General features: G+C 61.0%; 8 protein-coding genes. All 8 read left to right on the top strand.

The window, feature by feature from the left end:
• Positions 1–36: 36 nt before the first annotated feature.
• The 8 genes from ACWR1S_RS00735 (at position 37) to glgX (ending at position 13,648) form a co-directional block, all read left to right on the top strand.
• Positions 37–1,086: an alpha/beta fold hydrolase gene (locus tag ACWR1S_RS00735; RefSeq protein WP_454562065.1), complete on the top strand. Its 1,050-nt coding sequence runs from the start codon at positions 37–39 to the stop codon at positions 1,084–1,086.
• Positions 1,087–1,099: 13 nt separating this feature from the next.
• Complete coding sequence (locus ACWR1S_RS00730) at positions 1,100–2,053, top strand: D-2-hydroxyacid dehydrogenase family protein (RefSeq protein ID WP_454562064.1); 954 nt, start codon at positions 1,100–1,102, stop codon at positions 2,051–2,053.
• 620 nt (positions 2,054–2,673) lie between these two features.
• On the top strand, positions 2,674–4,260 hold the full coding sequence (gene glgA, locus ACWR1S_RS00725; protein ID WP_454562063.1) for a glycogen synthase GlgA: 1,587 nt from the start codon (positions 2,674–2,676) through the stop codon (positions 4,258–4,260).
• Between the two features lie 18 nt (positions 4,261–4,278).
• The gene (gene treZ, locus ACWR1S_RS00720; RefSeq protein WP_454562062.1) at positions 4,279–6,081 is read left to right on the top strand and encodes a malto-oligosyltrehalose trehalohydrolase; all 1,803 of its coding nucleotides are present in this window, start codon (positions 4,279–4,281) and stop codon (positions 6,079–6,081) included.
• Complete coding sequence (gene malQ, locus ACWR1S_RS00715) at positions 6,078–8,156, top strand: 4-alpha-glucanotransferase (RefSeq protein WP_454562061.1); 2,079 nt, start codon at positions 6,078–6,080, stop codon at positions 8,154–8,156. Before treZ ends, malQ begins: the two co-directional genes overlap by 4 nt.
• Positions 8,153–10,921, top strand: a complete 2,769-nt coding sequence (locus ACWR1S_RS00710; RefSeq protein ID WP_454562060.1) for a malto-oligosyltrehalose synthase — start codon at positions 8,153–8,155, stop codon at positions 10,919–10,921. The genes malQ and ACWR1S_RS00710 overlap by 4 nt, the downstream gene beginning before the upstream one ends.
• A gap of 27 nt (positions 10,922–10,948) precedes the next feature.
• A complete protein-coding gene (locus ACWR1S_RS00705; RefSeq protein WP_454562059.1) occupies positions 10,949–11,263 on the top strand; it encodes a DUF2934 domain-containing protein in 315 nt (104 codons plus the stop codon).
• Positions 11,264–11,488: 225 nt separating this feature from the next.
• Positions 11,489–13,648: a glycogen debranching protein GlgX gene (gene glgX / locus ACWR1S_RS00700; protein ID WP_322843587.1), complete on the top strand. Its 2,160-nt coding sequence runs from the start codon at positions 11,489–11,491 to the stop codon at positions 13,646–13,648.

The following is a 13,648-nucleotide window of genomic DNA, read 5'->3' as shown; positions in this document are numbered from 1 at the left end:
TCCAGCATCGGCCGATTTCAAACGGAGTTTGACCTTATGTCTGTCATGTTTTCCCGTTGGCTACCCGGCCTGTTTCTTTGCGCCGCCCTGCCCCTGTCGGCACAGGCCGCAACGCCAAGCGAAGCCGCGCCGGAAGGCCCGGCCTACGGCCCGGAACTGCAAGGCTTCGAATATCCCTACACGCTAAAACACTTCACCTTTCAGTCTCAGGGCAAATCCCTGCAGATGGGTTACATGGACGTCGCCGCTCATGGCAAAGCCAACGGCCGCACCGTGGTGCTAATGCACGGCAAGAATTTTTGCGCAGCCACCTGGGACAGTTCGATCAAGGCACTGAGCGAGTCCGGTTACCGGGTCATCGCACCGGATCAGATCGGTTTCTGCACCTCGAGCAAACCCGACCATTATCAGTACAGCTTCCAGCAACTGGCGACCAACACCCAGCAATTGCTCAAAGCGCTGGGCATTCAGAAAGCCACCCTGCTCGGCCACTCCACCGGCGGCATGCTCGCCACCCGCTATGCCTTGCTGTTCCCCGAGCAGGTCGAGCAATTGGCACTGGTCAACCCGATCGGTCTGGAAGACTGGAAGGCCCTCGGCGTGCCTTACCGCACGGTAGATCAGTGGTATCAGCGCGAGCTGAACGTCAGCGCCCAAGGCATCCGCGATTACGAACGCAGCACTTACTACGACGGCCGTTGGAAACCAGAATTCGACCGCTGGGTGGACATGCTCGCCGGGTTGAGCAAAGGCCCGGGCAAGCCCCAGGTCGCGTGGAACTCGGCGCTGATCTACGACATGATTTTCACCCAGCCGGTGTACTACGAATTCAAGAACCTGAAGATGCCGACCCTGCTGCTGATCGGCACCTCCGACACCACGGCCATCGGCAAGGACCTCGCGCCACCTGAAGTAAAAGCGAAAATCGGCCACTATGACGTGCTCGGCAAACAAGTGGCCAAGCTGATCCCGCAGTCGACGCTGGTGGAATTTCCCGGCATGGGCCACGCGCCGCAGATGGAAGAACCGGCGCAGTTTCACAAGGCCTTGCTCGGCTGGTTGAATACATCCAATCCCGTTCATTGATGAGGTAAGGCTGATGGCGGTGCAGATTGCAGTGATCGATGACTGGCAGGACGTGGCCCGCGACGTGGTCGACTGGTCAGTGCTCGATAGCCTCGGGCAAGTGACATTCGAACACGATTATCCGGCGGACAACGCCACCCTCGCCGAACGCCTGGGCCGCTACCAGGTGATTTGCGTGATGCGCGAGCGCACGCGGTTCGACGAAGACCTGCTCAAGCGCCTGCCCAACCTTGAACTGCTGGTCACCGGCGGCATGCGCAATGCCGCGCTGGACATGCAGGCGGCGGCAAAACTCGGGATCAAGGTTTGCGGCACCGACAGTTACAAGCACGCCGCGCCGGAATTGACCTGGGCGCTGATCATGGCCGCAACGCGCAATCTGGTGAACGAAGCCAATGCCCTGCGCGACGGTCACTGGCAGCAAGGGCTGGGCGGCGATCTGCACGGTAAGACCCTCGGCATTCTCGGTCTGGGCAGCATCGGCCAGCGCGTCGCACAGTTCGGCCAGGTGTTCGGCATGAAGGTGATCGCCTGGAGCGAAAACCTCACCGCCGAACGGGCCGAACAGGCTGGCGTGACGTACGTGAGCAAACAGGCACTGTTCGAGCAGGCCGACGTGTTGTCGGTGCATCTGGTGCTCAGTGAGCGCAGTCGCGGGCTGGTCGATGCGCAGGCGTTGGGCTGGATGAAGCCGACCGCACTGCTGGTCAACACCGCGCGCGGGCCGATTGTCGATGAAGCGGCGCTGATCAAGGCCTTGCAGAAAAAGCACCTTGCCGGGGCAGCACTGGACGTATTCGAACAGGAGCCGCTGCCGGCCATGCACCCGTTTCGCACACTGGACAATGTACTGGCGACGCCGCATGTGGGGTATGTCAGTCGGCAGAATTATGAGCAGTTCTTTTCGCAGATGATCGAGAATATTCAGGGGTGGTCTGCTGGGGAGCCGGTTCGCCTGCTGAACTGAGAACTCCCAACATTGCGCTGGTGTAGCGACCACCGCCTTCGCGAGCAAGCTCGCTCCCACATTGGATCTGTGCCAGGAACAGATTTTCTGTCCACTGAAGATCTCCTGTGGGAGCGAGCTTGCTCGCGAAGGGGCACTCACTGTCCGCACACCAACAAACTGCCCGCACCACAACAGTGCAACCGCCCTCCCCGCTAGCACAATATCGTGACTACTCAGTCACCGTTTTAGCCCTTCCTTGTAAAAAAACCTGCACTTCGTCGGTGCGTTTACCCCGCCAAAGCACGGTTGCCGTTAACGGCAAACCGATTGTCGAACAATTTACCCATTTGCTCTGGCCCGCTCTAGGATCTGGCCTAGACTGGTTTTTTCGGGGTACGACCTGTCGGTCACATTGCGGAAAAAAACTCGAAACTTTTGCCCAAAGCGGCGGGTCATCTGAAAGGCAGGGCCAAAGCGACTGGTGCAATCCTTGCAACGGCCTCTACACCCATTCTGCTTGCGCGTGTTGGGTAGCGTTTGCTCACCGATGCGTGGCGCGTTTGCGCCCGGCCACAGGATGTGGCCATGGACATCACTTGTTCCAGACAAGAATCAGATCAACAAAACGGGAGTTACATATGATCAGTGCGGCATTGGATATTCAGGGAGAGCGTGCTCAGCAGTCAGTAGGCGAATCGAGCACCGTCAGTGTTCCCGGCAGCCGACAGATCTACGTCCCCGGCACCAAAACGCTGACTCCGGTAGCGAGCCAGAACCCGAACAAAAAGAAAGTGCTGTTCGTCACCTCGGAAATCGCCGATCTGGTGAAAACCGGTGGTCTGGGTGACGTCTCCGCTGCCCTGCCCCGCGCCATGGCCCATCTGCACGATGTGCGCGTGCTGATCCCCGGTTATCCGCAAGTGATGCACAGCGAGAACCCGATCCACATCATCGGCGAACTCGGTGGCCACGCAGCGCTGCCGCCGTGCAAGATCGGCCGCATGGACATGCCCGACGGTCTGGTCATCTACGTGCTGATCTGCCCGGAACTCTACGAGCGCGAAGGCTCGCCCTACGGCGCCAACAACGGTCGCGACTGGCCGGACAACCACATTCGTTTCGCCCGCCTCGGTCTGGCCGCTGCCGACATCGCCGCCAACCTCGCGCAAATTCACTGGTGCCCGGATCTGGTGCACGCCCATGACTGGCCGGCCGGTCTGGCCCCGGCGTATATGCACTGGCGCGGGCAGCGCACGCCGACCCTGTTCACCATTCACAACCTCGCTTATCAAGGCGTCACCAGCCTCGGTTCCTGCCCTGAGCTGGGGATCCCCAACCATGCCCTGCAACAGGAAGGCATGGAGTTCTACGGCAAGATGTCGTTCCTCAAGGCCGGCATGGCCTATTCGAGCCACATCACCACGGTCAGCGCGACTTATGCGCAGGAAATCACCACCCCGGATTTCGGCTGCGGCCTCGACGGTTTTCTCGCCGCCAAGACCCAGCAAGGCTTGCTCAGCGGTATCCCCAACGGTATCGACGAGAGCTGGGACGCCGCCACCGATCCGCACCTGTTCGCACCGTTTGCCATTGGTGACTGGGAAGGCAAAGCGGTCAACGCCGCGCACGTGCGTGAGCTATTTAAATTAAATGACTCCGAAGGCCCGCTGTTTGCCGTGGTGTCGCGACTGGTCTATCAAAAAGGTCTCGACCTGACGATCGCGGTGTCGGAGTACATCGTGCAGAACGGTGGCCAGATCGCCATCATCGGTCGCGGTGAGCCTGAAGAAGAACAAGCCATGCGCGAACTGGCGCTCCGCTTCCCCGGGCAGATCGGTGTGCGCATCGGCTTCAATGAAACCGACGCCCGCCGGATGTTCGCCGGCAGCGACTTCCTGTTGATGCCATCGCGTTACGAGCCTTGCGGTTTGAGCCAGATGTACGCCCAGCGCTTTGGTTCGCTGCCAGTGGCACGCAATACCGGCGGACTGGCCGACACCATTGAAAACGGCGTTACCGGTTTCCTCTTCGATGAGTCCACCGCTGAAAGCTATCAAGAGGCCCTCAGCCGCGCATTCAAGGTATTCGCCTTCCCCGAACTGCTCAACGCCATGCGTTGCCGGGCGATGGCGGCGCCGTTCAACTGGTGCAAAGCGGTTGAACCGTACGCCGAACTCTACGAACAACTGGTCGCCAAGGCGCTGGGTAAAGCTCACCACAAATAACCAGGGAGGTTCACCACGATGCCGTTACGGTCTACTGAAACCTGGCCCCACGGCGCGATCATGCTGGACGCCGAACACACGCAATTTGCGCTATGGGCGCCCGATGCGTTTTACGTCAGTGTCGAACTGGAAAACGGCCAGTCGTTGCCAATGCTGCCGCAGGCAGACGGCTGGTTTGTGATCAAGGCCCGCTGTCCGGCGGGTACCCGTTACCGCTATAACATCGACGGCGAACTGGAGGTGCCCGACCCGGCCTCCAGAGCACAGGATGGTGATCTCGACCGCCACAGCGTGGTGGTCGATCCGCTGAGCTATCAATGGCGCCACAGTGCCTGGCACGGTCGGCCGTGGAGCGAAGCGGTGATCTACGAGTTGCACGTCGGTGCGCTCGGGGGGTTCGCGGAAGTCGAACAACATCTGGCGCGCCTCGCGGGCCTGGGCATCACCGCCATCGAACTGATGCCGTTGGCGCAGTTCCCCGGCGAACGCAATTGGGGCTACGACGGTGTTTTGCCCTACGCACCGCAAGCCTCCTACGGCACCCCGGAACAACTCAAACACCTGATCGACAGTGCCCACGGCCATGGTCTGGCGGTGATTCTTGACGTGGTCTACAACCACTTCGGCCCCGACGGCAATTACCTGCACCGTTACGCCAAAGGCTTTTTCCGCGAGGACAAACACACACCGTGGGGCGCGGCGATCGATTTCCGCCGCGACGAAGTGCGTGAATTCTTTATCGAAAACGCCCTGATGTGGTTGCTCGAATACCGCTTCGACGGTTTGCGCCTGGATGCGGTGCATGCCATCGAAGACCCGGATTTCCTCACGCAGATGGCCCAGCGCATCCGCGCGCAGATCGACCCGAGCCGGCATGTCTGGCTGACCGTGGAAAACGAACTGAACCAGTCGAGCCTGCTCGAATACGACTACGACGCGCAGTGGAATGACGACGGTCATAACGCCCTGCACGTCTTGCTCACGGGTGAAACCGACGCCTATTACGCCGACTACGCCGCACAACCCACTGAACAACTGGTGCGCTGCCTGAGTCAGGGGTTTGTCTTCCAGGGCCACATCACCCGTCACGGCGAACCGCGCGGCGAGCCCAGCGAACACCTGCCCTCCACGGCGTTCGTGCTGTTCCTGCAAAACCACGATCAGATCGGCAACCGCGCCTTCGGCGAGCGCCTGCATGATCTGGCCGATCCGCGCGCCGTGCAGGCCGCGACCGTGTTGTTGCTGCTGTCACCGATGATTCCGCTGATGTTTATGGGCGACGAGTTTGCCGCCGAGCAGCCGTTCCTGTTTTTCACCAGTCATCACGGCGAATTGGCCGAGTTGGTGCGCGAGGGTCGACGCAATGAATTCGCGGCGTTCAGCGCCTTCACCGATCCGCACAAGCGCGAGCAGATTCCCGACCCGAATGGCGAAAAAACCTTCCATGCCTCACAGCCAAGGTTGATCGGCCATGGCAGCGCAAAACAGCAGGAAACCCTCGCGCTGTACCAGAAGCTCCTGCAATTTCGCCATCAATACATCATTCCCCATTTGTCCGGCACGCAGGCACTCGGCGCCCATATGCTCGGTTATGGCGCGGTCAGCGCACGCTGGCGTCTGGGCAATGGCAGCGAGCTGCGAATTGACCTGAACCTCAGCGACACGCCAGTGGTCAACCCTCCACAGACCGAGGCCGTGTGGTTGTTTCAACAGCCACCCACCGTCGATCTGTCGGAATCGGGCGTACTGCCCGCGTATTGCGCGCTTGTCAGCCTCACGGCCGCAACCCCTTTGCAACCTCTGAATGGAGAGCGCCTATGAGCGATGCGCAACTGGAAATTCTTGCAAGCCGCGCCGGCCTCGCCGTCGACTGGATCGACGCCAACGGCCGCCCGCAAAAAGTCGCCCCGGCGGTGCTGCGCAATGTCCTGATCGGGCTCGGCCACCCCGCCAGCACCGCGCAGGAAATCGACGCCAGCCTGTTGGAACTGCAAGCCGTTCAACAAGATCGCCACCTGCCGCCGCTGTTGACAGCCGATGTCGGTGTCGGCGTGGATCTGGCGCGATACTTCGCCCCGGAAACGCCGTGTGAAATCCACCTTGAAGACGGCTCGCGGCTGAACCTGAAACTCGATTCCGAAGCGATATTGCCCGGGCTGATCCCGGTCGGTTATCAACAGGTGCACATCAGCGATCAGTATTTCACCCTGGCCGTGGCCCCGGAGCGCTGCTTCAGTGTCGGCGATGCGGTGGATAATCCGATTCCCCGCGTCTGGGGTCTGAGTGCGCAACTGTATTCGCTGCGCCGCCCCGGCGACGGCGGTTTCGGCGATACCCTGGCGCTGGAAGACCTGGTCCGCGTGGCCGGTGAGCGCGGCGCCGATGCCTTGGCGATCAGCCCGCTGCATGCCATGTTCAGCGCCGATACCGGGCGCTACAGCCCTTATTCGCCATCCAGTCGATTGTTCCTCAATTCTCTGTACGCCGCACCGGGCGCGATTCTCGGTGAACGTGCTTTGCGCGATGCCATCGACGCGGCAGGTCTGGCCGAACAGTTCGCGCAACTCGAAGACTTGAAACTGATCGACTGGCCGAGCGCCGCCGACGCCAAGCAAAAGCTCCTGCAAGCTTTGTATGAAGGGTTCGTTGCCGGTGACCACCCGCTGCACCCGGACTTCGCCAGTTTCCGCCATGCCGGTGGCGAAGCACTGGAAAACCATTGCCGGTTCGAAGCGATTCAGGAAATGCGCGCCGCCCGTGGCGAAAACCTCGACTGGCGCCAGTGGCCGGAACACTGGCACGACCCGCGTGGTGCTGCGCTGGAAGCGTTTGCCGAGGAATACGCCGAGCGCATCGGTTACTTCGCTTTTTGTCAGTGGCTGATCCACCGCTGCCTGGAACGCGCGCAAACCGCTGCACGCAGTGCCGGCATGGGCATTGGCCTGATCGCCGATCTGGCAGTGGGTGCCGACGGCGCCGGCAGTCAGGCCTGGAGTTTTCAGGACGAATTGCTCGCCTCGCTGACCGTCGGCGCACCGCCGGATATTCTCAATCGCACGGGTCAGGGCTGGGGGATTTCTGCGTTCTCCCCGGAGGGCCTGATCCGCAATGGCTTTCGCGCCTTCATCGACATGCTGCGCGCCAACTTCGCCCATGCCGGCGGCCTGCGCATCGACCATGTCATGGGCCTGCAACGTTTGTGGGTGATCCCCAATGGCGCGGCGCCGGCCGATGGCGCCTACCTGTATTACCCGGTCGATGATTTGCTGCGCTTGCTGACGCTTGAATCCCATCGTCACCAGGCAATTGTCCTCGGCGAAGACCTCGGCACCGTGCCCGATGGCCTGCGCGAGAAACTCATCGCCCGCTCCATGCTCGGCATGCGCGTGTTGTTGTTCGAACAGGACAACACCCATTTCAAACCGATTCTCGACTGGCCGGACAACGCACTGGCGACCACCAGCACCCACGATTTGCCGACGCTCAACGGCTGGTGGCATGGCCGCGACATCGACTGGAACGCGCGGTTGGGTTTTGTCGATGCCAACGGTGAAATCGAATGGCGCCAGCACCGCCAGCGCGAACGCGAAGGCCTGCGCGGCGCGTTGAGCCAAGACCCGCAAAACTTTCGCGAGGAATCCCACGAGGCCGATCAAGTGGTCGATGCCGCCGTGCGTTTCCTCGGCCACACCCGCGCGCCGCTGGTGCTGTTACCACTGGAAGATGCGCTGGGCATCAACGAACAGGCCAATCTGCCCGGCACCATCGACACCCATCCGAACTGGTCTAGACGTTTGCCCGGTACCAGTGAGGCGCTCCTCGACGGTGCCGATGCGGCGCGACGTCTGGAACTACTCGCGTGCGCGCGTCTTCAGGCTGCCGAGCGTGACCAATGAATCAAACGCTCATCCAGCCCCTGCGCGCGACCTTGCGTCTGCAATTTCATAAAGGCTTCACCCTTGAACACGCGGTGCCCTTGGTGCCGTATTTCGCCCGCCTCGGCATCAGCCATATTTACGCCTCGCCGCTGCTCGCGGCGCGGGCTGGTTCGATGCATGGCTACGACGTGGTCGATCCGACCCAGGTCAATCCGGAACTCGGCGGTGAGCCAGCGCTTCGGCGCTTGGTCAGCACCCTGCGCGAACACAACATGGGGCTGATCCTCGACATTGTCTCCAACCACATGGCCGTCGGCGGCAACGACAACCCGTGGTGGCTCGACCTGCTGGAATGGGGACGACTCAGTCCGTACGGCGAGTTCTTCGATATTCAGTGGCACTCGCCGGACCCGTTGATGGAGGGCCAGTTGCTGCTGCCGTTCCTCGGCAGCGATTACGGCGTGGCGTTGCAGGAAGGCACGCTGAAGCTGCTGTTCAACCCACACACCGGCAGCTTTTACGTCGAGCACTACGACCACCACTTCCCGATCTGCCCGAGTGACTACGGTGAGATCCTCAAACACCAAGAGACGCTGAAATCCCTCGCTGATCGGTTCAGCACGCTCAGTTATCAAACCGATGCACATTCGCTGGCGATGCCACTGAAGGAAGAGCTGCGCGAACTGGCGAGCGATGCGCAGACGCTCGAAGCGATTCACAGCAACCTGCAGCATTTCGACTCAACGACAGAAGCAGGCTTCCAGGCGTTGCATCAGTTGCTCGAACGCCAAAGCTACCGCCTCGCCAGTTGGCGCACCGCAGCGGATGACATCAACTGGCGGCGCTTTTTCGACATCAACGAACTTGGCGGCTTGCGTGTCGAGCGTCCGGCGGTGTTCGAAGCGACCCACGGCAAAATCTTCCAGTTGATCGCCGAAGGGCTGGTCGACGGCTTGCGCATCGACCACATCGACGGCCTCGCCGACCCGCGTGGTTATTGCCGCAAACTGCGCCGCCGGGTTGATCTGCTGGCACCCGACAGGCACTTGCCGATCTACGTCGAGAAGATCCTCGGCGCCGGCGAAACCCTGCACCGTGACTGGGCGGTGGACGGCACCACCGGTTATGAATTCATGAATCAGCTGTCGCTGCTGCAACACGATCCGGACGGCGAATTCGTCCTCGGTGACCTCTGGCAACGACGCACCGAACGCCCCGCCGCGTTTATCGAAGAAGCACAACTGGCGCGGCAGCAGATCCTCAACGGTTCGCTGGCCAGTGACTGCGAAAGCGTCGCCCAGGCCCTGCTGCAAGTGGCTCGCGATGACCTGATGACCCGCGATTTGACCCTCGGCGCGATCCGCCGGGTGTTGCAGGCGTTGATCGTGCATTTCCCGGTGTATCGCACTTACATCAGCGCCATGGGCCGCTCGGCGCAGGACGAGGTGTTTTTCCAGCAGGCCATGGACGGTGCGCGGCAAACCCTCAGCGAAGCCGACTGGCCGGTGCTCGACTGCGTCGCGGCCTGGCTCGGTGGCACGCCGTGGCGACGCAAACCGCGTGGCCGCTCGCGGAAAATCCTCAAGCACGCTTGCGTACGTTTTCAACAACTGACCTCACCGGCAGCCGCCAAAGCCGTGGAGGACACCGCGCTGTATCGCTCGGCGGTGCTGTTGTCGCGTAACGATGTCGGCTACAACACAGAACAGTTCAGCGCCCCGGTCAGCGACTTTCATGCAGTCAACCAGCAACGACTGAACGAGTTCCCCGACAACTTGCTGGCCACCGCGACCCACGATCACAAACGCGGCGAAGACACCCGCGCGCGTCTGGCCGTGCTCAGTGAACGCAGCCATTGGTACGCCGAGCAGATCGAATTGTGGCGCGCCCTCGCCCGCCCGGTGCGGGTTGACGATCAGATGCCGTCGAGCGGCGATGAACTGATCCTCTATCAAGCGTTGCTCGGCAGTTGGCCGCTGCAACTGCGCGATGACGATCAGGCCGGGTTCGCCGACTACGCCAAGCGCATCTGGCAATGGCAACAGAAAGCCCTGCGCGAGGCCAAGCTGCAAAGCAGCTGGAGCGCGCCCAACGAAGCCTATGAAAACGCAGCGCAAGCGTTCACGGAAAAGCTGCTCACCGGTGAAGAAGGCGAACTGCTGCGCGCCGCGTTGAGCAAGACCGTCAACAGTATCGCCGCCGCCGGCGCCCTCAATGGTTTGGCGCAAACCTTGCTGCGCATGACCGTGCCGGGGGTGCCGGATCTGTATCAGGGCAATGAGTTCTGGGACTTCAGCCTGGTCGATCCGGACAATCGCCGGCCGGTGGATTACGCCGCGCGCGAGCAGGCCTTGCAGGCGCCATTGCCACCTGTGGAACTGCTGGCGAACTGGCGTGACGGACGCATCAAGCAAGCCTTGATCGCCGAAGTGCTGAACCTGCGCGTCGAGCATGCCGAACTGTTCCGCCGGGGCACTTACCAGGCCCTGGAAGTGCTCGGCAGTCAGGCGCACAACGTGCTTGCGTTTACCCGTGAGCACGAGGGGAAGCAGGCCATTGTGATCGTACCGATCCGTTGCGCCACCCTGCTGGAAAACGGTGCTGTACCTCAGGTCGATGCGCTGCGCTGGGGCGATACGCGGGTGGTTTTACCGTTCGCCGCCTCTGACACAAACCTGAAGGGACTTTTTTCAAGCAGCGCAGTCACAAAAAACAGGGAGCTGAATATCAGCCACGCGCTGGGGGATGTCCCGGTCAATCTCTTTATCCAACACTTAACGTAAGCACGAGTTCAGTTCAGGAGCATTGCGATGAGTACCGACGATAAACGCATTCGCGAATTCGCCTATCAAATCTGGGAATCGGAAGGGAAACCTGAAGGGCACGAGGAGCGCCACTGGGAGATGGCGCGCAAACTGGCCGAAGCCGAAGCTCTGGCACCAAAGAAACCACCTAAAGCCGCTGGCAGCAAAGCCGCGGGCAAGGCTACCGAGGCCAAGGCCCCAGCCGCCAAACCGAAACCTGCGGCCAAAGCCAAACCGGCCAGCGCCGCCAAAGTAATTCCACCGGGCGAAAAAGCCCCCGAGAAAAAGCCTAAAGCGCCGCGAAAGCCTTCGGCGATCTGACGCTTACCGGAAATATGAATTGAATGACCGTGTGGCGGGTTCGCTCGCCACCGAGGGCTAACTCGCCCTGAAGAAATACACAAATCCCTTGTGGGAGCGAGCTTGCTCGCGAATGCGATCTGCCATTCAACATTGAAGTCGACTGACACTCCGCCTTCGCGAGCAAGCTCGCTCCCACAGGGGATTGGTGTTAACCGAACCATCCCGATTTTTGCAGGAGCATTCATGACCCGTCCAAAGAAAGCCGAGCCCACCGCGCACGCCGAGCCGTCGAGAATCCGTGAAGGCCTGCCCTTCCCGCTGGGTGCGACCTGGGATGGGCTGGGGGTCAACTTCGCGCTGTTTTCCGCCAACGCCACCAAAGTCGAACTGTGCATCTTCGACGATGCCGGCGAAGTCGAACTCGAACGCATCGAACTGCCGGAATACACCGACGAGATCTACCACGGCTACTTGCCCGATGCGCATCCGGGACTGATCTACGGCTACCGCGTCTACGGCCCGTACGACCCGGCCAACGGTCACCGCTTCAACCACAACAAATTGCTCATTGACCCGTACGCCAAACAACTGGTGGGCCAATTGAAATGGTCGGAAGCGCTGTTCGGCTACACCATCGGCCACCCCGACGCCGACCTCAGTTTCGATGAACGTGACAGCGCGCCGTTCGTACCCAAATGCAAGGTCATCGACCCGGCGCACACCTGGGGCAACGACCATCGCGTCAGCGTGCCGTGGGACAAGACCATCATTTATGAAACCCACGTGCGCGGCATCAGCATGCGCCACCCCTCGGTGCCGGAGAACGTGCGCGGCACCTTTGCCGGTTTGATGGTCGACGATGTGCTCGAACACATCCGCAAGCTTGGCGTGTCCACCGTCGAGTTGCTGCCGATCCACGCCTTCGTCAACGACCAGCATCTGCTGCACAAAGGCATGACCAATTACTGGGGCTACAACAGCATCGCCTTCTTCGCCCCGGACCCGCGCTATCTGGCGAGTGGCAAGATTGCCGAATTCAAAGAGATGGTTGCGCACCTGCACGAAGCCAACCTCGAGGTAATCCTCGACGTGGTCTATAACCACACCGCCGAGGGCAACGAGCAAGGCCCGACCTTGTCGATGCGCGGCATCGACAACGCCTCGTACTACCGCTTGATGCCCGACGACAAGCGCTTCTACATCAACGATTCCGGCACCGGCAACACGCTGGACCTGAGCCACCCGTGCGTACTGCAAATGGTTACCGACTCGTTGCGTTACTGGGCCAGCGAGATGCACGTCGACGGTTTCCGCTTTGATTTGGCAACCATTCTCGGGCGTTATCACGACGGTTTCGACGAGCGTCACAGCTTCCTCGTCGCTTGCCGTCAGGACCCGGTGCTGCGTCAGGTAAAAATGATCGCCGAGCCGTGGGACTGTGGTCCCGGTGGCTATCAGGTGGGCAACTTCCCGCCGGGCTGGGTCGAGTGGAACGACAAGTTCCGCGACACCGTGCGCGCGTTCTGGAAAGGGGACGACGGCCAGGTTGCCGACTTTGCCAGCCGCATGACCGCTTCCGGCGAGATGTTCAACCAGCGCGGGCGACGTCCGTATTCGTCGGTGAACTTCATCACCGCCCACGACGGTTTCACCCTCAACGATCTGGTCTCGTACAACGACAAGCACAACGAAGCCAACGACGAAAACAATCAGGATGGCAGCAACAACAACCTGTCATGGAACCACGGCGTCGAAGGCCCGACTGACGATCCGGAAATCAACGCCTTGCGCCATCGGCAGATGCGCAATTTCTTCGCCACCCTGCTGCTCGCCCAAGGCACGCCAATGATCGTTGCTGGCGACGAGTTCGCCCGCACCCAGGACGGCAACAACAACGCCTATTGCCAGGACAGCGAGATCGGTTGGGTCAACTGGGACCTGAGCGAAGACGGCAAGGCGCTGCTGAAATTCGTCAAACGCCTGATCAAGTTGCGTCTGACCTACCCGATCCTGCGCCGTGGCCGGTTTCTGGTTGGCGAGTACAACGAAGACATCGGCGTCAAGGACGTCACCTGGCTGGCGCCGGACGCCACCGAGATGACCACCGAGCATTGGCACGATGCGCACAACCGTTGCCTGGGCATGTTGCTCGACGGTCGCGCGCAGGAAACCGGGATTCGCCGCAAAGGTGCGGATGCGACGCTGCTATTGGTAGTCAACGCCCATCACGACATCGTCAACTTCACTTTGCCGGAAGTGCCGGACGGCGGTTTCTGGACCTGCATGATCGACACCAATCAGCCGTCGATCCGTGGTCAGGAACGCTTCGAGTTTGGTCACCAATACTCGGTCACCGGGCGCTCGTTGCTGCTGTTCGAACTGCAACGTGATGAAGAAGATTGA

This window comes from Pseudomonas sp. AIG (assembly GCF_977020205.1).
This window is presented reverse-complemented; position numbering and strand designations above follow the sequence as displayed.